Genomic DNA, 20,491 nt, shown 5'->3' on the forward strand with positions numbered 1-20,491 from the left:
TTTCACGGTCCTCTTGGTCAGTGGTTCGAGCCGGGTTCGAGCTGCAGATACAGGTCTGCCGTGGAGAAGGCGTGGAGAAGGGGGTGCCCTTGCTCGGCGCAGCGAGTGCGTTCCAAGCAGGTGGGATCCAGCCTCACACCGGCGAACGCGCCGATGATTTAATTTGACTTTTCATCCGGTCAAAATTATATGGATTTTAATTGATTTATTCATTTAATGTGGCGCCTCGCCGCGCCGGGACATTATTTCGATCCACGCGTGTTATCGGGTACCGAAACCATGCGAACAGGCCGAGCGATCGCTCCATTGGAGTTGCTCTCGAGAGAGGCGTGATACATGCGCCGATCAATCGATACTGCACCCAGGGATGGAGAAAACATCTCGACAGGAGATGCGGCGGGGGCTGTTGAGGCCGGTCACTGGTCGCCCGAGGCGGGTAGATGGGTTGGGAAGGACGGCTCCCCCATCTGCTTTTCACCGGCCCATTGGTATCTAGAAGCCGAGGATGTCGATCCGGAGGACGAAAAATCGGGCAGTTGGCTCGCTGCGGCCATCGTTCTGGTCCCCATCATCTTCGTCGGGGTGGCCCTGCTCGGTGCGTTCGACCCGTTCAAGGCCCAAACGGTTATGGAAAGGGCGCGGATCGATGGCGAGAGCGCCGTCGGCCTCGATCAGCGCCCGGAAACCGCGACCGGATCGCTGGCGCTCTTTCAGCGCGAGACGACCGGGCCTCTGATGCTGGCGGTGCCGGCAAGCACGGTGCGCGCTGGGCAAGGGCTCGAGGCAGACGCTCCGCGCAGTGACGCACTCTCCGGTGAGCTGGCCGGCGCGCGCAGGGAGCTTGATGAGGCGGTCCAGCGCACGCACGCAGCGGAAATTGCCGCGGAGGAGCTGCGGCAGTCTCTTCAACAGGAGCAAGCCCGCAGCGCCGCGTTCGCGGACGAACTTGCCGGAACCCGCCGCGAAATCGAGGCCCGTATCGCGCAGGCGCGTAGCGCGGACGAGGTGGCCGCGCAGCATAGAGATGCGGCGGCGCGGGAGATCGCTGAGCTGCAGCAGTCCCTGCAGCAGGAGCGGGACAAGAGCGCCGTCCTGGCGAAGCGGGTGAGCGCCGCGCAGGCGGCAGCGGCAAGCGCTGAGCAAGAACGCTACGAGGCGCAATCACGCGCCGCGGCGCTCGCGAGCGAACTTGCCGGCATGCCTCGCGGATCGCTCACGGCCGACGGTGCGGCGGCGGAGCAAAGCGAGGCGGCGGGACGGGAGATCGCGGAATTGCGGCAGTCCCTGCAGCAGGAGCGCGATAGGAACGCAGCCCTCACGCAACAGGCGGACGCCGCGCGGTCGGCAACGGCGAACGCTGAGCAACAACGCCGTGCCCTCGAAGAGGCCCAGGATCACGCTGCCGCGCTGGAGGGCAAACTTGCGCAAACGCGCCGGGACATCGAAATCCTGAACGGGCATTTGCGCGAGGCGAACGATGCGGCCTCGCAGCAGAGACAGGCCGCGAACCGAGAGATCGCCGAACTGCGGCAGTCGCTGCAACAGGAGCGGAGCAGGACTGAAGCCAGGGAGAGAGACCTCGCCTCGGTATCGCGCCTCACCGGTGAGCGTGCCCCGGTGGAGCAAAGCAGCCAAGGCCCGATCTCGTCGGCGGCGCAGAACGCGATCGCAGCGGAGCCGCCGATGAGTCCAGGCCAGGACGAGGTGGAGGCCCGATTGATCCCGCGTGCCAGAGCGTTGCTCGATCAGGGCAATATTGGTGCAGCGCGGATTGTACTCGAGCTCGCTGCTGAAAAGAACATTGCGCAGGCGACCTTCATGCTCGCGGAGACATATGATCCGGCGGTTCTGTCCGCCTGGGGTGCCTATGGAACGCGCGGCGAGGCGGCCAAGGCGCGAGAGCTCTACGCGAAGGCACAGAGGAGCGGTATTCGCGGAGCCAAGGAACGACTGGATGCATTGCATCACTGAGAGTGGGCTTTTGCATTGTTGCTGGGACGAGTGGTTGCGGTGGGTCATCCGGAAAGGAACGACATGAACAAGATGCCAAGGTCGCTCTCGTCGCTCCTGCTCGCCGCGCTGGTGCCGATTGCCGTGCTGCTTCAACCGGCTTGCCTGGAAGCACAAACCGCAAGAACCGCCAAGGCGGATGCACAAATAGTCCGACGGCCGCTCTCTCATGAGAGCGAAAAGGACCGGATGAACGCCTGGACCGTCGGGCTCGCCGGCGGCCTGCTCGAGGGCGCGCCGATCCGCCTCGCGGCAGAAATGGCCCGTGTCGTCGACGACGGAGCAGAGCTGCATCTCCTGCCGATCGTCACCCGGGGCGCCACCGACAATCTGAATGCGCTGCTCTATCTGCGTGGTGTCGATACCGCGATCATCAATTCCGATGCGCTCGACGAGTACAAGATTCAGGTTCCGCAGATCCAAAACCGCATCACCTACTTGCTCAATCTGTTCCCGTCCGAGTTGCACATTTTCGTGCGGCCGGAGATCACGAGCCTGCAGGATCTTGCCGGCAAGAAAGTGAACTTCAATACACAGGGTACCGCAGCCGCCTATTCCGGACCGCTGATCTTCAGCCGCCTCGGCATCGACGTCGACAAGACGTTCATTCCGCATCAGCTTGCCCTGGAACAGATGCGCAAGGGTGAGATGTCGGCCGTCGTGTTCATCACGTCGAAGCCCGTCGACGCCTTCGTACGCGGTCGTTGGGAGGCGGGATTCAAGTTTCTCCCCGTCCACTACGACAGGAGATTCGAGGACTATTATCTGCCCGCGACGTTGGACGCGATCGAGTATCCCAACCTGATCAAGCAGGGCGATCGGGTCTCCACCATCGCGGTGCCGACAGCGCTCGTTGCGTTCAACTGGCGGCCAGGCTCGAATCGCTATCAACGCGTGGCGCGCCTCGTCGACTACCTGTTCTCGCGGATTGACCGCCTGCAGGCGCCAGGCTTTGATCCGAAATGGCGGTCGATCAATCTCGCCGCAACCATCCCGGGGCTCACCCGTTTCCAAGCCGCGCAGGAATGGCTGGATCGCCAGGCGCGCAGCGCCCAGGCGAAGCCATGAAGACTGCCGTTGCTCCGCTCGCCGTCGCCGTCAACCTTGCCTGCGGAATTGCCTACGCGCAAAGCACGAGCGATTCCCTGGAAGCACTTCGGGCTTGCTCGGCGATGGACGGATCGGCCCGGCTGGAATGTCTTCAGGATTCATCGCGCAAGTCGCCGCCGCCTGCCCGGCGGGTGCCGGACGATAACTGGCTGGTCAGCGAGACCACCTCGCCAGTCGACTATTCGCCGATCGTCACCGCCACCGCATCTTCCGTCAGCGGCTCGGATGGGGCCGCGATGCAGCTCGCGATCCACTGCCGCAAGGGCCGCACCGAGGTCATGGTCGCAGGACGGGCGCTCTCACGCAGCGCTGGCGAATACACCGTCTCCTATCGGCTCAATTCCGATCCGCCAATTCAACTTGCGGCAGCCTCGCCGTCGTTCGGCTCCGGCGTCGCCTTCGGGGGCGACGTCGTGCAATTGCTCAAGTCGTTACCCGACGACGGTCGCATCGTCGTGCGTCTTTCCACCCGCACGGGCGCGGCGCAAGAGGGACATTTCCTCCTCAGCGGATTCAAGAACGTGCGTGAAAGAATGGCGGCTGCGTGCAAATGGCCACAGACCGTCGCCAGACCGGGAAGGTGATAGTCATGGAACGGGGAGACGCAAGATGATCAATCTGAAGTTGGCGATGGCAGTCGTCGGCGGCCTGGCGATGCTGCTCCTGGTCGGATCACGCGCGCAGGCGGAGCTGGACAACCAGCCAATCGCCCAGGCGAGCGAGAAGAGCCAGGCGAGCAATCAGAAGCAACCGGGTAAACAGACGCAGGCGAGCAAGCCGGGACAGACTCGCGCGGGCAAGCAAACTCCTGCGACCAGGGCGGCGCTGGCTCAGGCGACAAAACCCGAAATCGCCAAAAAACCGCATCAGCTGATATTACAGATCAATTCCAACGACCCTGCGATGATGAACCTGCTCCTCAACAACGCGACCAACGTCGCCGAATACTACCACGACCTCGGTGAGGCAGTGTCGATCGAGGTCGTCACCTTTGGCCCCGGCCTTCACATGCTGCGCGATGACACTTCGCCGGTAAAGCCGCGCATCGAAGTGCTCGCGATGAGCCATCCCGAGATCTCTTTCAAGGCCTGCGGCAATACCCGGGAAAACATGCGTAAGGCGGAGAACAGGGACATCAGCCTCGTTCCGCAGGCGACCGTCGTCAAATCCGGTGTCGTGCGCGTCATGGAGCTGCAGGAGCAGGGCTGGACCTACGTCAAACCGTGAGGTCCGCCGGCAAATGTGGCCGCCGGGTGCGCAGCTGGCAGAACATGTCGTCTCCGACCGAACCGGCCGCTTGCCGGACGGTGGGCGAGAGGCGCTCCGCCCTAAAACTGACACCGCCGCAGTCCCCCTTCCACCGGGATCACCGTGCCCGCGATGTACCGCGCCACTGGTGAGGCCAGAAGCACTGCCAGCGCGTAGGATGGGTAGAGCACTTGCGAAACCCATCATGTATTGTCACCGAGCGAGACCTTGATCGGTTTCGCTTCGCTCTACAATCCTACGGGCTACGAACCAACCTTGACCTGATCCTCCCAGTCTTCCCATTCGACGTTGTTGATGTCCAGATAGCTCGAAACGGCCGAGCCGATGGTAGGAAAGAACTGGGCTTCGCCGACCTGCGCATACAAACCAAAACGCTTCAGCTTGTCCTTCACGGGATCCTTGAGCTCGGCAAAGCAAAGTTCGATGCCCCTGGCGTGGAGCGCCCGGTCCAGTTCGGCAACGGTGTCGCAGGCGGTCACGTCGACGCTCGTGACCGGTTCAGCGGCGACGACCAGCCAGCGCACAGGTGTCGGCGATGTCTCGACCGCGGCCAGAATTCGCTCCCTGAAGAACTCGGCATTGGCGAAGAACAGCGGCGCATCCCAGCGGAACAGCACCAGTCCGGGGATCCGGCGGGCATCCGGATATCTCGTGATGTCGTGGTAGCCCTTGACGCCGTATGCGCGCCCCAGAATGGCGGAGTGCGGACGCCAGCCGTCCCACAGGAACTCCGCAATGGCCACCGCGATGGCAAGGCCGATTCCCGGAATCGCGCCGAGCACGGTGACGCCGACGAAGCACAGCACCGTCAACCAGAATTCCCAGCGCTGGATGCGGTAGATTCGTTTGAGATCGCTGATCTCGATCAGGCCGATCGCGGATGCGATCACCACCGCTGCCAATGCGGCATTGGGCAGGTGCTGCAACAGATTTGGTGCAAGCAGCAGAAGGAAAGCGATCGCGAGCGCGCCGACGACGCTCGTCAGCTGGGTGCGCGCGCCGGCGGTCTCGGCAACGGGCGTACGCGAGGAGCTGCTGCTGATCGGAAAGCCCTGAAAAAAGCCGGTTGCCAGGTTGGCCGCCCCGAGACCCACCATCTCCTGGTTCGGATCGACCTTGTCGCCCAAACGAGCAGCATAGCTTCGCGACAGCACGCTGGTATCGGCGAACGAGACCAGAGCGATGGCGCAGCCGCCGGCCAGGACCGAGATCAGATCGCTATAGCCGATCCAGGGAATGGAGAAGGCCGGCAGACCTTGAGGAAGTGGCCCCAAGGCCTTCACGCCATGACCGGTTCCGAGATCAAATAGTGCGACGACAAGGGTCGCTCCGACGACGGCGATCAGGATTCCCGGCAGCCGTTTGCTGTCCTTGAGCAGCAGGATGACGATCAACGTGCCAAGTCCGACTGCGAATGCGACCCAATTTAGCTTGCCGTCGGCGATTCCACCGGCGATCGCCCACAGGTCTCTCAGCGGTCCTTTGCTCTCGATCGAGAAGCCGAGCAGCTTTGGCAGTTGGCTGATCAAGACGGTCAGCGCGATCCCGTTCATATAGCCGTACCGTATCGGCTTGGAGAGAAGCTCGGTCACGAACCCCAACCGCGCGATGCCGGCCACAATGAGCACAGCTCCTGAAACGAGCGCCATCATCGCGGCAAGCATTGCGGCGCGGGCGGGATCACCGCCGGACATCGGGGCAATAACACCGAGGATGACTGCTGCCAGCGCCGAGTCGGGACCGAGCACGATGATGCGGCTCGGACCGAACATCGCGTAGGCCAGAAGAGGGACGATGGTCGCGTAGAGGCCGTGGATGCCTGGCAGACCCGACGCCACGGCATAAGCAATTCCGACCGGCACCAGCATGGTCGCCAGCACGAGACCTGCGAAAACGTCATGCCGAAGCCAATCAGCTTCGTAATGGCGAAGCGTATCGATCCCGGGTACCCAACGCGTCCAACCGCTCACCGCGCTCACTCCGCCGTTAACGCGCGAGGATTTCGCAACCGCTCGACGGCCCCTTGACGCAAATCAACGTTGTCGATGCTTGCACTCTTCGGCGACGCAGCAATGCTTCGGACGTGCATCAAGAGCCTGCGCCCCCTAGAACTGATACCTCCGCAAGCCCCCATCCACCGGGATCACCGTGCCCGTGATGTACCGCGCCACCGGTGAAGCCAGAAACACTGCCAGTGCCGCCAGATCCTCCGGCTCGCCCCAATAGCCGACCGGGATTTCCTCCTCGGCAAAGCGCTCGCGATAATCCGCCGGATAGTTGCGGCGGATCTGTTCGCTCATGATGCGGCCGGGCGGGATGCAGTTGATGGTGATGCCGTGCGCGCCGATCTCGCGCGACAGGCCCTTGGCCCAGGCGTGCACGGCGGCCTTGGCGGCGAAGGCGGCGTTGAGGCCCTCCGGCTCGGACTTGCCGGTGATGTTGACGATGCGGCCCCATTTGCGCTCGATCATCTGCGGCAGCAGTGCATGGGCGATGCGGCGGTAGCTGGTGAAGTTGAGCGCGATCGCCTCGTCCCATTTGCTGTCGGGCGCATCGACGGGCAGGGGCCGGCTGCCGCCGGCATTGTTGACGAGGATATCGACATAGCCGAGCTCCTTCAGGGCAAAGCCCGCGATGTTCTCGGCGGCGTCCTTGGCCATCACGTCCTGCTCCAACGGCGTGATCAAGCCGCCGCCGACTTCCTTCATCAGTTCGGCTAGCAGGTCGGTGCGGCGCGCAACGCCGACGACACGCACGCCTTCGGCCGCCAGGCCCTTGGCGATGGCGCGGCCGATGCCGATGCTCGCACCGGTGACGACAGCGGTTTTCGATTTGAGCCCGAGGTCCATGGTCACACGCTCTCTTGGTTGTCGCTTTGCTTTCTTGCTGTTCGTTTCCTGCCCCGTCCCGGGGCTTGCGAATTGCCCGACCGGGACGAGCAGTGGTAACCAAGAGCCTTGGCGAAGGAAACACGAAAAAGAAAAGGCGTCGAAGCATGGTCTGGGACCCGCAGCAATATCTGAAGTTCTCCGGCCATCGGCTCCGGCCCGCCGTCGATCTGCTGATGCGGATTCCGGATTTTGCTCCGCGCGCAATCGCCGATCTCGGCGCCGGCGCCGGCAACGTCACAAGATTGATCAGGGAGCGCTGGCCGGATGCACGCGTGACCGGCATCGAGGGCTCGGCCGAGATGGTTGCCGCCGGGCGCAAGGCGGCGCCGGACGTGGAATGGTCGCATGAGGATCTCGGCCATTGGAGTCCCGCCGGGCAGTACGACTTGATCTATTCCAATGCCGCACTGCACTGGCTGCCCAATCATGCGGCACTGTTTCCGTCGCTGATGGAGAAGGTGGCGCGTGGGGGCATGCTCGCGGTGCAGATGCCGCGCAATTTCCTCGCGCCTTCGCATGTGCTGATCGGCGAGACCGCGCTTGATGGTCCGTGGCGGTCCAAGGTCGAGCATCTCGTCATCCCGCCGCCTGTCGAGGGGCCGGCCTTCTATCACGATCTGCTTGCGCCGATGTCGGCCAACATCGACATCTGGGAGACCGAATATCTGCAGGTGCTCGAAGGCGAGAACCCCGTGAAGGAATGGACCAAGGGGACCTGGCTGACGCGCTATCTCGATGTCCTGCAAGGCGATGAGAAGGCCGCGTTCGAAGCCGCCTATGGGATGCGCGTCGCAAAGGCCTATCCGAAGAATGCGGCGGGGCAGACGCTGTTCCCGTTCCGGCGCCTCTTCATGGTCGCCCAGCGCAAAGGCTGATTGCACCGCCGCAATGCGGCATAAGCGCTCGTTCCGTTGGACTCGCGCGGACGCCGGGTTGCGCATACGGCGGTCGTCAAGTTAGCTTGGCTGCGGCAAATTGAGCTTAGGTCTGGTTGTTCGGGTGGCGGATTGCTGCCACTACTGACCTGAAGAACAAAAAGAACCCGCATCAGCGGTTATTGGGAGGTGCCTTCATGCGCAAGCTGCTTGCCGCGGTCGCTGCCGCGGCTGTTCTCTTGGCTCCCGCCATCGCCCAGGCCCAGAGTCCTATTGTCATCAAGTTCAGCCACGTCGTCGCCAACGACACCCCGAAGGGCAAGGGCGCGCTGAAGTTCAAGGAGCTCGCTGAAAGATACACCGACGGCAAGGTCAAGGTCGAGGTCTACCCCAACTCCACGCTCTACAAGGACAAGGAGGAGATCGAGGCACTGCAGCTCGGCTCGGTGCAGATGCTCGCGCCCTCGACCGCGAAATTCGCGCCGCTCGGCGTCAAGGAGTTCGAGGCGCTGGACCTGCCCTGGCTGTTCAAGGACGAAGCGACCTATGCCAGCGCGATGAAGGGCACGGTCGGCAAGTGGCTGTTCCAGAAGCTCGAGGCCAAGGGCATCACCGGGCTTGCCTATTGGGACAACGGCTTTCACATGCTCTCCGCCAACCGTCCCCTGCTGAAGCCGACCGATTTCCAGGGTCTTAAATTCCGCATCTCCGGATCGAAGGTCGCCGACCAATATCTCCGCATCATGGGTTCGATCCCCCAGATCATGGCGTTCTCGGAAGTTTACCAGGCCTTGCAGACCGGCGTGGTCGACGGCTGCGAGAACACGGCGTCGAACTACCTGACGCAGAAGTTCTACGAGGTGCAGAAGGACATCACCGTATCCTATCACGCGCATCTGCAATACGCCGTGATCGTCAACTCGAAATTCTGGTCCGGCCTGCCGCCCGATATCCGTACCCGGCTCGACAAGGCGATGGCGGAGGCGACCGACTACACCAACTCGATCGCGCGCCAGGAGAACGAGGAGGCGCTCGCCGAGATCAAGAAGATCGGCAAGACCAATCTGCATTATCTGACCGACGCCGACCGCAAGGGCTGGCAGGAGGCGATGCAGCCGACTTATAAATGGGCCAAGGGGCGGGTCGGGCAGGAGGTGCTCGATCTCGTCGCCAAGGAACTCGACGTCAAGATGAACTGACGGCTGCGGCCCAATAAGAACACTACCAACGGTCGGGGGGATCGCGCTCCCCGGCCGTTGCGCTTGAACGATCCAATCCGGGGGGGACCAAGTTGCTGCGTGTGCTGAATCGTTTTCTCGATCATCTCGAGGAGTGGCTGATCGCGACGATGATCGCGGCTGCGACGTCGCTCATCTTCGTCGCGGTGCTGCACCGCTATGGCGCCGGGCTGTCGATCGACATCGCCAAATGGGCGGAAGCCCGCAACCTGGCCTTCCTCGCCGTCCCCGCGCGCGCGACGTTCGCCTGGCTTGCTGCGCTCGACCTTTCCTGGGCGCAGGAGCTCTGCATCTACATGTTCATCTGGATGGCGAAGTTCGGCGCCGCCTACGGCGTGCGGACCGGCATCCATGTCGGCGTCGACGTGCTGGTCAATATCCTCCCCGGCGGGTCGCGCCGGCGCGTGATCACCTTCGGCCTGCTCTGTGGCGCGCTGTTCACCGCCATCGTCGCCTATTTCGGCGCCGCGTTCGTCAGCCAGATGTGGCAGACCGGCCAGCAGTCCAACGATTTGGAAGCACCGATGTGGATGGTGTATCTCACCATCCCGCTCGGCTCCGGCTTGATGTGCTTCCGCTTCCTGCAGGTCGCCTGGTCGTTCTACCGCACCGGCGAGCTGCCGCATCACGACGTGGCAGGCGTCGAGGGTGTCGAGGCGGATCCGGTGCATCCGGCCCCGGTCACGCCCAGCCAGGTCGTTCGCGACGAGCGCAGCCCGCTCGGCTGGATTTTGATGCTGCTGCCGGTCCTGATCGTCGCCCTGTGCTTCGCTCATGCGGCCCATGTCATCACCCTGCCGCACGGCCTGCGTGTCTTCATCGTGTTCGCGCTTCTGCTCTCGCTGATGCTCACGGGCATGCCGATCTCGATCGCGCTGGGTCTGACCGTGCTCAGCTTCATGTTCACGCTGACCGACGTGCGAACGGAATCGGTGGCGCTGAAGCTGTTCACCGGCATCGAGAATTTCGAGATCATGGCGATCCCGTTCTTCATCCTCGCCGGCAACTTCCTGACCCATGGCGGCGTCGCGCGGCGGATGATCACCTTCGCAACCTCGCTGGTCGGCCATTGGTACGGCGGCCTCGCGCTGTCCGGCGTGGTCGCCTGTGCGCTGTTCGCCGCGATCTCCGGCTCCTCGCCGGCAACCGTGGTGGCGATCGGCTCGGTGATCCTGCCCGCGATGGTCGCGCAAGGCTTTCCGAAGCGGTTCGGCGCGGGCGTGATCACGACGTCGGGCTCGCTCGGCATTCTCATTCCGCCGTCGATCCCGATGGTTCTCTATGCCGTCTCGACCAACAGCTCGGTCGGCAAGCTGTTCATCGCCGGCATCGTGCCGGGATTCGTGCTGGCCTCGCTGCTCGGCGCCACGACGTTCTATCGCGCCTGGCGCAACGACTATCCGCGGATGCGCAAAGCCACCTTCGTCGAGCGTCTCGATGCATTCCGCAAGTCGATCTGGGGCATCCTCTTGATCGTGATCGTGATCGGCGGCATCTACAGCGGCCTGTTCACGCCGACCGAAGCCGCCGCCGTCAGCGCGGTCTACGCCTTCATCGTCGCGGTGTTCATCTACAAGGATTTGAAGCTGCGCGACGTGCCGCGCGTGCTGCTGTCGTCGGCAAATCTCTCCGCGATGCTGCTCTACATCATCACCAACGCGGTGCTGTTCTCGTTCCTGATGACCTACGAGAACGTGCCGCAGGCGCTGGCGCAATGGATGATCGACCAGGGCCTGGGGTGGATCGGCTTCCTGCTGCTCGTCAACGTCCTGCTGCTGCTGGCGGGCAACGTGATGGAGCCGTCCTCGATCATCCTGATCATGGCGCCCATCCTGTTTCCGGTCGCGATCAAGCTCGGCATCGATCCGATTCATTTCGGCATCCTGATGACGGTCAACATGGAGGTCGGGTTGTGCCATCCGCCCGTCGGCCTCAACCTCTACGTCGCCTCGGGCATCGCCAAGATGGGCATCACCGAGCTCACGGTTGCGGTGTGGCCGTGGCTGCTGACCATGCTGGGATTCCTGGTGGTGGTGACCTATTGGCCCGGCCTGTCGTTGTGGCTGCCGCGGCTGCTGGGGATGTAGGGGGCGGACGGAGACGCCAAAGGGCATGGTTAACGCGCGGTAAACCCGCGCGTTCAAATGCTGCATTCGCGCGGGGAACGCATTTTACGGATATAGGGTAGGAACATGCCAGCGGGATGGGGCTGGCATGTTGTTCAACAGAATGGAATCCGGACGGGCGTCGATTTCCGACGCCGTCCATATGGAAGTCATCACGGGCCTTCACGGCACGACGATGCCGACCGTTCTCGCGGCGGCCTGCCAGGCGATGGTCGGCACCATCACGACCTACGAGACCGGCGACATGGTCACGGCAGCCCTGACGGTCGCCGGTGTCGTGGTGGCCGTTGTCCGCCTGTTCGAAATCTTTGCCTTCCGTCGTCGCCTCGCGCGCCCACCGCAGCTCGGCCGGGCCGAAGCGGCGCGCTGGGAGCGGAGTTACATTGCCGGAACCGTCGCGACGGCAGCAGTGCTTGGCGTGTTTGCTGCGCGCAGCATCGTGCTGGGCGATGCGCTCTGCTCGGTGATGGCGATCGGCATCGGATTCGGCTTTGGCGCCGGCGTGGTGGCGCGGCTGGCGCTGCGTCCCGTCGCGGCGCTGCTCGATCTCGTCGCGATCGCCGCCCCCGCCGCGATCGTCACCTTCATGCAGCCCGATCTGCGCCATGTCGGGCTCGGGCTCCTCATCCTCATGTATGTCGCAGCGAGCTTCGAGATGGTGCGGCTCAGCTTCAACGCCTCGATCAACCAGATTACGCTGAAGCGGCAGTTCGAGCAGCTCGCGCGCTCGGATTCCATGACCGGCGTGTCCAATCGCTCGGTGCTGGCGACGGACTTGCCCGCCATGCTCGCGGCCGGGATGGTTGCCGTCCATACGCTCGATCTCGACCGCTTCAAGGAAGCCAACGACCGGTTCGGCCATCCCGTCGGCGATGCGCTGCTCAAGCTGGTCGCCGGGCGCCTCAAAGCGCTTGCTGCGGCCAACGATCTCGTGGTCCGCATGGGCGGCGACGAGTTCGTCCTGGTGCAGCGCGCGGCTGATGATGCGGAGGCGATGGCGCAGCGCATCGTGCAGTCGATCGGCGCGCCCTATGATGTCGAGGGACAGGCGATCGAGCTCGGCGTCAGCGTCGGCGTCGCCATCGCGCCCGACGACGGCCGCACCGCGGAGGCGCTGCTATCGCGCTCGGACAAGGCGATGTACCGGGCGAAGCAGGAACGCGGCGGTTATGTGCTGGCGCGGGACCTGCGGATGGCGGACAATATCGTGCCGGCGGCTTCAGGACTGGCCGCGTAGACGAGTCGTCACGAATAGCCTTGCGAGCAGAGCCGTAGCCCGGATGGAGCCAACGGGTTGGCGCGAAGCGCCGCCCGATGACAGGCTCCGCGTAATCCGCGGCGGACTCGCTTGCGGCACGATCCCCGGATTGCGCTTCGCTCCATCCGGATCTACGCGTCCTCATTCACCGGCGATGGCAATCAACCGCGAGATGCGGTTAGATGCCCCGCAGCACGCCGGGGAGGACATAAGCATGACTGAAGCCAGCAGCGAGCCGAAGGACGCCTCGCCGTCCGTCATCGCGCAGCAAACGGCGATGCTGGCCGCGCTGCCGTTTTCCGACACGCGGGATTTCGACGATGCCGCGCGCGGATTCCTCGGCACGATCGAAGACGCAGAGATCACCAGCCCGCAAGGCAGGACGGTCTGGAGTCTCGAGCCCTACGGCTTCCTAGCCGCCGAGCAGGCGCCGCCCACGGTCAATCCGAGCCTGTGGCGGCAGTCGCGGCTGAACATGCAGCACGGCCTGTTCGAGGTCGTGCCCGGTGTCTACCAGGTGCGCGGCCTCGACATCGCCAACATGACGCTGATCGAGGGCGACAGCGGCGTCATCGTCGTCGACACCCTGACCTCGATCGAGGGCGCGCGCGCCGCGCTCGATCTCTACTTCAAGCACCGCGGCACGCGGCCGGTCGCGGCGATCATCTTCACCCATACCCACACCGACCATTGGGGCGGCGCGCGGGGCGTGCTGGAGGAGGATGCGCTCGCCGCTGGTAGCGTGCCGATCATCGCGCCGAACCTGTTCATGGAGCACGCCGTCTCCGAGAACATCATCGCGGGACCTGCGATGCTGCGCCGGGCGCAGTATCAGTTCGGGCCTCTACTCGCCAAGGGCGTGCGCGGGCAGGTCGATTGCGGTCTCGGCAAGTCGATGGCGGCAGGCTCGGTCGCGCTGCTGCGGCCGACCGACCTCATCATGGCGACCGGCGACCGGCGCGTGATCGACGGCGTCGAGTTCGAATTCCAGATGGCGCCGAACAGCGAAGCGCCGGCGGAGATGCACTTCTTCATCCCGCGTTACAAGCTTCTGAACCTCGCCGAGAACTGCACGCATAATTTCCACAATCTGCTGCCGTTCCGCGGCGCCGACGTGCGCGACGCGCTGGCCTGGTCGAAATATCTGGGCGAGGCCTTGCGGCTGTGGGACGGCAAGGCGGAGGCGATGTGCGGCCAGCACCACTGGCCGGTGTGGGGGGCTGAGCGCATCGGAACGATGATCCGGCAGCAGCGCGATCTCTACAAGTTCGCGCATGACCAGACCATCCGCCTGATGAACCATGGCCTCACCGCGGCCGAAATCGCCGAAACGATCCAGCTGCCGAAGAGCCTGGAGGGCGCCTGGCACGGCCGTGGCTATTACGGTCATATCCGGCACAATGTGAAGGCAATCTACCAAAAGTATCTCGGCTGGTACGACGCCAATCCGGTCAATCTCGATCCGTTGCCGCCGGTCGAGTCCGGCAGGAAATATGTCGAGTACATGGGCGGTGCGGACGCCATCCTCGCGCGGGCGGCTGCGGATTTCGACAACGGGGAATTCCGTTTCGTCGCCCAAGTGCTCGGCCATCTCGTCTTTGCCGAGCCTGACAATGCGGCGGCGCGCTCACTCCTGGCTGATACCCTGGAGCAGCTCGGTTATGCCGCCGAGAGTGCGACCTGGCGCAACGCCTATCTGTTCGGCGCGCAGGAATTGCGCCAGGGCATGCCGAAGGTGCCGGCGCGCCCGCCGATGCCGCGCGAGACGCTGGCCGCGCTGCGCACCTCCCAGCTCTGGGACGTGCTCGGCATCCGCCTCAACGGTCCCAAGGCGGAAGGCAAGCACATCGTCCTGAACTGGCGCTTTTCCGACACCGGCGAGACCTTCGTGCTCAATCTGGAGAACTGCGCGCTCACTTACGCCGAGGGCGTGCAGGCGGAGAATGCGGACGCCAGCTTCACGCTGGCGCGCGCAACGCTCGACGAGGTGATCGCGAAGCTGACGAGCTTCCCCGAGGCGGTCGCTGCCGGCAAGGTCAAGCTTGCGGGCAATCCAATGAAGCTCGCCGAGCTGATGGGCCTGATGGACGAATTTCCAAGGATGTTCGAGATCGTGGAGCCGAAGCGGGCGGGGGTGGGGTAGCCACCACCGCCGCAACACACTCAGTGTCATCCCGGCGAAGGCCGGGATCCATAACCCCAGGGAGAAGTTGTCGGGCGAAACTGGTCACTCCGAGTCTTCGCCGAACAACGTCCTGTGGGTATGGGTCCCGGATCTGCGCGCGCTTTGGGCGCGCTTGTCCGGGACGACACCGTTTTTGGTTCTGCCTTACTCCGCGCTGCTCACCAGCTTGATCCGCGGCGCCTGTGCCTCGGTCAGGCTGCGATAGGCTGCGAGATAGTCCAGCGCCATGCGCCGTGCCGTGAAGCGCGTCTCGAACTGCTTGCGGATCGCGGCGCGGTCGAGTTGCGGAAGGCGGTTTACCACCCCCGCGGCACTGATGACATCCTCGACGACGAAGCCGGTGAGGCCCTCGTCGATGATCTCCGGCACCGAGCCGCGGTTGAAGGCGACCACCGGCGTTCCGCACGCCATCGCCTCGATCATGACCAGACCGAACGGCTCCGGCCAGTCGATCGGCAGCAGGAGGCCGAGCGCGCCGCTCAGGAAATCCGACTTCTCGTGATCGCTGATCTCGCCGATGAAATCCACCAGTGGATTGTTCTCGATCATCGGCCGGATCAGCTCGTCGTAATAATCCTGGTCGGCGCGATCGACCTTGGCCGCGATCTTCAGCGGAATGCCGCAATGAGTCGCGATCTTGATGGCGCGGTCGACGCCCTTTTCCGGCGCGATCCGGCCGAGCACGGCGAGATATTCCTGCTTTGCCGGTTTCGGCGTCAGCAGATTCTCCGGCAGCCCGTGGTGGATCGTCGTCACCCAGTTCGCCTGCGGCACCGGCCGTCGCTGCGCGTTGGAGATCGAAATGACGGGCATCTTGGGGAAGGTGTTGAAGACCGGCTGATGCTCCGGCAGATCGAGCCGGCCGTGCAGCGTGGTCACGAATGGCGTCGGCTGCCGGTGGAACAGCGACCAGGGATAGTAGTCGAGATGGAAGTGGAGGAAATCGAACTCCTCGTCGTCACATTTTTGCCGCACCCGCTCCAGCAGCACCATGTGCAGCGCATTGGGATCGCGCACGGAACCGTCGAGACGGAGCGCCTTCGGCCACAACGCATCCAGCTTGCCTGACGTCTGCGAGTCGCCGCTGGCGAACAATGTCACGTCGTGTCCAAGGGCCACCAGCTCTTCCGTCAACCAATGCACCACCCGCTCGGTGCCGCCATACAGCTTGGGTGGAACAGCCTCCGTCAACGGAGCTACCTGCGCGATGCGCATCTCGCCATCTCCTCTGCGATCATGAATGTTGAAACCCCCCGCCTGTACGGCACCGGCAAATGCCAGACGAGGGAACGTTCCCGCACCTGCGAAGTTCCTTCCCCCAAACGTTACATATTCGACACGTCGGGAGATCGTCGCGATGCTGCCACCACATCTTCGCAGATCGTCCGCATCCGCATGTCGTGATGAGCTTGCCCGGGAACCGAGGCGAAGTGGTCGATGTTCACTCGACCAGTGACGAAACGAAAATCAGCATAACGGGGCGATGGCCATATGGATCAGCTTTCTGGATACGCGCGCAGGCCATTTGCCTTTGTCTTGCGCTATCTCCGGCGTCGCCTCGCGTCGCATCTGGTGATCCTGACCGCGGTCGTGGCGGCCGTCGCCTGCTCCGTGGGCACCCAGTACGGCGTCAAATCCCTGGTCGACAGCCTGTCCGCCGGCCCATCATATGGTGGCAGCGTATGGCTGGCATTCATTTTACTCATGTCGTTGATCACGGCCGACAACTTCCTGTGGCGGATCGCGAGCTGGACGGCGAGCTTCACCTTCGTTCGTGTCACGGGCGATTTACGCCGTGACATATTTCGTCATCTGACCGGACATGCGCCGAGCTACTTCTCGGACCGGATGCCCGGCATGCTGACGAGCCGCATCACGGCGACATCGAACGCCGTGTTCACCGTCGAGAATATGTTCGTTTGGAATGTGTTGCCGCCCTGCATTGCCACAATTGCGGCAATTGCCCTGATTGGAACCGTCAGTCCTTACATGGCGCTCGGCCTGATCGCGATCGCCGGCGGCATGGTGGTTGCGATGTTTCGTCTGGCCGCGGCCGGCAAGCCGCTGCATGACGATTTCGCCGACAAGGCCGCGGTGGTCGACGGCGAGATGATCGACGTCATCAGCAACATGCCGCTGGTGCGCGCCTTCTGCGGCATCAGCCACGAGCATGAGCGGTTCGACGCGACGGTGAACCAGGAGCTGACCGCGCGAAGCCGCAGCCTGCGTTATCTGGAAAAGCTGCGGCTGTTGCATGCCGCCATAACCGTGCTTTTGACGATTGCGCTGATGGCCTGGGCGATCTCGCTCTGGCAGAAGGGCGAAGCGACGACCGGCGACGTCGTGCTGGTCTGTACGCTTGGCATCTCCATCCTGAGCGCCACGCGCGATCTCGCGGTGGCGTTGGTCGACGTCACCCAGCACGTCGCGCGGCTGACCGAGGCGATCGCCACGCTGCTGGTGCCGCACGAATTGCGCGACCATCCCGAGGCCGAGCCGCTGGTGAAGAGCGGGGCCGCCATTGCATTCAACAACGTCACCTTCGGCTATCCCGGCGGCGAGAAGATCTTCGAGCGGTTCAGCCTGCGGCTCCAGCCCGGCCAGCGCGTCGGACTGGTCGGGCAGTCCGGCGGCGGAAAATCGACGCTGTTCACGCTGCTCCAGCGCTTCTACGACGTCGACGATGGCGGTATCACCGTCGACGGCCAGGACATCTCGAAGGTGACGCAGCTGAGCCTGCGCGAGGCGATTTCCGTCGTGCCGCAGGACATTTCCTTGTTTCATCGCTCCATTCGCGAGAACATCCGCTATGGCCGGCCGAACGCGACCGACGACGAGGTGCTGCGCGCGGCGATCGCGGCGCGCTGCGACTTCGTCGAGAGCCTGCCGGACGGCCTCGACACCATGGTCGGCGACCGCGGCGTCAAGATGTCCGGCGGCCAGCGCCAGCGCATCGCCATCGCGCGCGCCTTCCTGAAGGATGCGCCGATCCTGCTGCTGGACGAGGCGACTGCCGCGCTCGACAGCGAATCCGAGGAGGCGATCCGCGAGGCGCTGTCGCGCCTGATGCGCGGCCGCACCGTGATCGCGATCGCGCATCGGCTCGCGACGCTGCGCAATTTCGACCGCGTCGTGGTGCTGAGGAATGGTAAGATCATCGAGGACGGCTCGCCCGAACGTCTGATGCAGGGCCATGGGCCGTATCGTGAGCTGGTCACGCAGGAAATGAGCCGGCTCGCGCAAGCCGCCGCGTAAACCAACAGGCGCGTTCTCGAGTCGGTTGCGTTGCGAAACAAGCGCAGGGGAGCAGCTCATGTCGGCCGAAGCCGTAACCCAATTCGTCTCCGTGACGCGGACCTCGGAACAGGTCGCGGAACAGCCTTTCTACATTCCGATGACCGGGCCCTCGGCGCGCCCGCGGCGTTCGCTCAAGCACGACGACACTTTCATCGTGCTCGACAGCCATGGCGACATCGGCGCGTCCGCCGGCGGGCCGGATGGCCTGTTCCATCACGATACGCGCTATCTGGCGCGGCTCGAGCTCGTGCTCGATGATCTCCAGCCACTGCTGCTCGGCTCGAACCTGCGCGACGACAATTCGGCGTTGACCGTCGACCTCACCAATCCGGACATCTACCGGCAGGGCGGCCTGGTTCTGCAGAAGGACCTGCTGCACATCGTGCGAACGATCTTCCTGTGGCGCGGCACGGCCTATCAGCGCATCGGCGTGCAGAACCATGGCGACCGGCGCAGCAGCTTCGACCTGACGCTGCTGTTCGGCAATGACTTCGCCGATTTGTTCGAGGTCCGCGGCGAGCGGCGACCGCGCCGCGGGATCGGAACGAGCCGGCTGCTCGGGCCGACCGACGTCCTGTTCGAATATCGCGGCCTCGATGACGCCGAACGTACCACCGGACTGCATTTCGATCCGCGTCCGACGCGGCTCTCGGTCAATGCCGCGACCTGGGAGCTCGACCTGGAGCCGCACCAGGCCAAATCGCTGTTCGTGGCGGTGTCCTGCAACCGGCCGGTGACGGAAAAGCCGGTGCGGTTCTTCCCGGGTCTGCTGGCGCACCGCCGCGAGATGCGGCATCAGGCGGTAGGTGCCGCCAGCATCGAGACTTCAAACAACATCTTCAATGAGGTGCTGTGCCAGGCCATGGCCGACCTCAACATGCTGATGACCGAGACCCCGCAGGGGCGGTACCCCTATGCCGGCATTCCCTGGTACTCGACGACGTTCGGGCGCGACGGCCTCATCACCGCGCTTCAGATGCTCTGGGTCGATCCGCGCGTTGCCAAGGGCGTCTTGCGCCGGCTCGCGCATTTCCAGGCCACTTCGATCGATCCGTTCGCGGACGCCGCGCCCGGCAAGATCCTGCACGAGACGCGCGGCGGCGAGATGGCGGCGCTCGGGGAGGTGCCGTTCGCGCGTTATTATGGCAGCGTCGATTCGACCGCGCTGTTCGTGCTGCTCGCAGGGAGCTATTTCGAGCGCACCGGCGACGAGGCCACGTTGATCGAGCTGTGGCCGGCGATCGAAGCGGGCCTGGCCTGGATCGACGGTCCCGGCGATCCCGACCAGGACGGCTTCGTCGAATACCAGCGTGCGACCGAGAAGGGGCTCGCCAACCAGGGCTGGAAGGATTCCTACGACGCGATCTTCCATGCCGACGGCCGGCTTGCAGAGGGCAATATCGCGCTCGCGGAAGTCCAGGGCTACGTCTTTGCTGCCAAGCAGCTCGCCGCGCGTTGCGCGCTGCGCCTCGGCAGGCCAGACCGCGTGCGCAAGCTCGAGAGAGAAGCCAGGGCGCTCGCCGAGCGCTTCGAGAAGGCGTTCTGGTGCGAGGAGCTCGGCACCTATGCGCTCGCGCTCGACGGCAAGAAGCAGCCCTGCAAGGTCAGGACCTCGAACGCCGGGCAGGTCCTGTTCAGCGGCATGATCCGCGAGGATCGCGCGCGCCTCGTCGCCGCCGATCTGATGCGGCCGCATTTCTTCTCGGGTTGGGGCATCCGCACCGTCGCGCAAGGCGAGGTGCGCTACAACCCGATGTCCTATCATGACGGGTCGATCTGGCCGCACGACAATGCGCTGATCGCGCTCGGGCTCGCGCGCTACGGCCTCAAGCATTCGGTGGCGCATGTCTTCAAGGGGCTGTTCGATGCTGCGACCTATATGGATCTGCGCCGGCTGCCCGAATTGTTCTGCGGCTTCCGGCGCGAGAAGCGGCGCGGCCCGACGCTCTACCCCGTCGCCTGCGCGCCGCAGGCCTGGGCCAGCGCGACGCCGTTCACGCTGCTGGAGGCGGCGCTCGGCCTCGAATTCGACGTGGCGCGCGGCGAGATTCGCCTGCGCAATCCGCATCTGCCGGCGTTCCTCAACGAGGTGATCCTGCGCGATCTGCGCCTCGGCGAGTCCAGCGTCGATCTTCGCGTCAGCCGCCACGGCGACGACGTGGCACTGGAGGTGATGCGTACGCGCGGCCAGATCCAGGTTTCGATCGTGCTGGCGCGCTAGCGGTGCGAGGA

Annotated in this window: 14 protein-coding genes and 1 pseudogene; 12 read left to right on the top strand and 3 right to left on the bottom strand. The window is 64.1% G+C overall.

The window, feature by feature from the left end; genetic code table 11:
- Positions 1-336: 336 nt before the first annotated feature.
- The 4 genes from JQ566_RS00995 (at position 337) to JQ566_RS01010 (ending at position 4,347) form a co-directional block, all read left to right on the top strand.
- Positions 337-1,971, top strand: coding sequence for a coiled-coil domain-containing protein (locus JQ566_RS00995; RefSeq protein WP_212368305.1), 1,635 nt, complete (start codon positions 337-339; stop codon positions 1,969-1,971).
- Between the two features lie 72 nt (positions 1,972-2,043).
- Positions 2,044-3,078 carry a TAXI family TRAP transporter solute-binding subunit gene (locus JQ566_RS01000; protein WP_434057809.1) on the top strand — a complete coding sequence of 345 codons (1,035 nt, stop codon included), beginning with the start codon at positions 2,044-2,046 and terminating at the stop codon, positions 3,076-3,078.
- Positions 3,075-3,704, top strand: a complete 630-nt coding sequence (locus tag JQ566_RS01005; protein ID WP_249139152.1) for a hypothetical protein — start codon at positions 3,075-3,077, stop codon at positions 3,702-3,704. Before JQ566_RS01000 ends, JQ566_RS01005 begins: the two co-directional genes overlap by 4 nt.
- 25 nt (positions 3,705-3,729) lie before the next feature.
- Positions 3,730-4,347: a hypothetical protein gene (locus tag JQ566_RS01010; RefSeq protein ID WP_249139153.1), complete on the top strand. Its 618-nt coding sequence runs from the start codon at positions 3,730-3,732 to the stop codon at positions 4,345-4,347.
- A 284-nt stretch (positions 4,348-4,631) separates the two neighbouring features.
- On the opposite strand, the gene JQ566_RS01015 is transcribed toward JQ566_RS01010, so the two are convergent.
- Positions 4,632-6,359, bottom strand: a complete 1,728-nt coding sequence (locus JQ566_RS01015; protein WP_212371429.1) for a SulP family inorganic anion transporter — start codon at positions 6,357-6,359, stop codon at positions 4,632-4,634.
- A gap of 135 nt (positions 6,360-6,494) precedes the next feature.
- Positions 6,495-7,238 carry an SDR family NAD(P)-dependent oxidoreductase gene (locus JQ566_RS01020; RefSeq protein WP_212371431.1) on the bottom strand — a complete coding sequence of 248 codons (744 nt, stop codon included), beginning with the start codon at positions 7,236-7,238 and terminating at the stop codon, positions 6,495-6,497.
- 146 nt (positions 7,239-7,384) lie between these two features.
- Here JQ566_RS01020 and JQ566_RS01025 point away from each other — a divergent pair, with 146 nt between their 5' ends.
- The 6 genes and pseudogenes from JQ566_RS01025 (at position 7,385) to JQ566_RS01045 (ending at position 14,920) form a co-directional block, all read left to right on the top strand.
- Positions 7,385-8,155 (top strand): methyltransferase domain-containing protein, encoded by a 771-nt coding sequence (locus JQ566_RS01025; RefSeq protein WP_212368312.1) that lies wholly within the window; start codon positions 7,385-7,387, stop codon positions 8,153-8,155.
- A gap of 197 nt (positions 8,156-8,352) precedes the next feature.
- Positions 8,353-9,354 carry a DctP family TRAP transporter solute-binding subunit gene (locus JQ566_RS01030; RefSeq protein WP_212368315.1) on the top strand — a complete coding sequence of 334 codons (1,002 nt, stop codon included), beginning with the start codon at positions 8,353-8,355 and terminating at the stop codon, positions 9,352-9,354.
- A gap of 149 nt (positions 9,355-9,503) precedes the next feature.
- A pseudogene (locus JQ566_RS34935) lies at positions 9,504-9,983 on the top strand (TRAP transporter small permease); the annotation flags it as partial.
- A gap of 216 nt (positions 9,984-10,199) precedes the next feature.
- A complete protein-coding gene (locus JQ566_RS34940; RefSeq protein ID WP_249139231.1) occupies positions 10,200-11,480 on the top strand; it encodes a TRAP transporter large permease in 1,281 nt (426 codons plus the stop codon).
- 127 nt (positions 11,481-11,607) lie between these two features.
- Entirely contained in the window at positions 11,608-12,756 is a 1,149-nt protein-coding gene (locus JQ566_RS01040) for a GGDEF domain-containing protein (protein ID WP_212368321.1), read from the top strand.
- Between the two features lie 235 nt (positions 12,757-12,991).
- Positions 12,992-14,920, top strand: coding sequence for an alkyl/aryl-sulfatase (locus JQ566_RS01045; RefSeq protein WP_212368324.1), 1,929 nt, complete (start codon positions 12,992-12,994; stop codon positions 14,918-14,920).
- A 186-nt stretch (positions 14,921-15,106) separates the two neighbouring features.
- Here JQ566_RS01045 and JQ566_RS01050 read toward each other — a convergent pair whose 3' ends face one another.
- Positions 15,107-16,177 (bottom strand): glycosyltransferase family 4 protein, encoded by a 1,071-nt coding sequence (locus JQ566_RS01050; RefSeq protein ID WP_212368327.1) that lies wholly within the window; start codon positions 16,175-16,177, stop codon positions 15,107-15,109.
- A 276-nt stretch (positions 16,178-16,453) separates the two neighbouring features.
- On the opposite strand from JQ566_RS01050, the gene JQ566_RS01055 reads away from it, so the two are divergent.
- Together JQ566_RS01055 and JQ566_RS01060 are read left to right on the top strand one after the other, a co-directional pair.
- Positions 16,454-18,217: an ABC transporter ATP-binding protein gene (locus tag JQ566_RS01055; RefSeq protein ID WP_212368331.1), complete on the top strand. Its 1,764-nt coding sequence runs from the start codon at positions 16,454-16,456 to the stop codon at positions 18,215-18,217.
- A gap of 58 nt (positions 18,218-18,275) precedes the next feature.
- Positions 18,276-20,480: an amylo-alpha-1,6-glucosidase gene (locus JQ566_RS01060; RefSeq protein WP_212368333.1), complete on the top strand. Its 2,205-nt coding sequence runs from the start codon at positions 18,276-18,278 to the stop codon at positions 20,478-20,480.
- The last annotated feature ends 11 nt before the right edge of the window (positions 20,481-20,491 follow it).

Source organism: Bradyrhizobium sp. SZCCT0231 (assembly GCF_018130245.1).
In the GTDB taxonomy this organism is placed as follows: domain Bacteria; phylum Pseudomonadota; class Alphaproteobacteria; order Rhizobiales; family Xanthobacteraceae; genus Bradyrhizobium; species Bradyrhizobium japonicum_F.

Excerpts from the sequence above, each read along its gene's own strand:
- JQ566_RS01060 (WP_212368333.1), top strand. The coding sequence starts at position 18,276 with ATGTCGGCCGAAGCCGTAACCCAATTCGTCTCCGTGACGCGGACCTCG.
- JQ566_RS01050 (WP_212368327.1), bottom strand. The coding sequence starts at position 16,177 with ATGCGCATCGCGCAGGTAGCTCCGTTGACGGAGGCTGTTCCACCCAAG.
- JQ566_RS01000 (WP_434057809.1), top strand. The coding sequence starts at position 2,044 with ATGCCAAGGTCGCTCTCGTCGCTCCTGCTCGCCGCGCTGGTGCCGATT.
- JQ566_RS01025 (WP_212368312.1), top strand. The coding sequence starts at position 7,385 with ATGGTCTGGGACCCGCAGCAATATCTGAAGTTCTCCGGCCATCGGCTC.
- JQ566_RS01045 (WP_212368324.1), top strand. The coding sequence starts at position 12,992 with ATGACTGAAGCCAGCAGCGAGCCGAAGGACGCCTCGCCGTCCGTCATC.
- JQ566_RS01055 (WP_212368331.1), top strand. The coding sequence starts at position 16,454 with ATGGATCAGCTTTCTGGATACGCGCGCAGGCCATTTGCCTTTGTCTTG.
- JQ566_RS01020 (WP_212371431.1), bottom strand. The coding sequence starts at position 7,238 with ATGGACCTCGGGCTCAAATCGAAAACCGCTGTCGTCACCGGTGCGAGC.
- JQ566_RS01005 (WP_249139152.1), top strand. The coding sequence starts at position 3,075 with ATGAAGACTGCCGTTGCTCCGCTCGCCGTCGCCGTCAACCTTGCCTGC.
- JQ566_RS01010 (WP_249139153.1), top strand. The coding sequence starts at position 3,730 with ATGATCAATCTGAAGTTGGCGATGGCAGTCGTCGGCGGCCTGGCGATG.
- JQ566_RS01030 (WP_212368315.1), top strand. The coding sequence starts at position 8,353 with ATGCGCAAGCTGCTTGCCGCGGTCGCTGCCGCGGCTGTTCTCTTGGCT.
- JQ566_RS01040 (WP_212368321.1), top strand. The coding sequence starts at position 11,608 with ATGTTGTTCAACAGAATGGAATCCGGACGGGCGTCGATTTCCGACGCC.
- JQ566_RS00995 (WP_212368305.1), top strand. The coding sequence starts at position 337 with ATGCGCCGATCAATCGATACTGCACCCAGGGATGGAGAAAACATCTCG.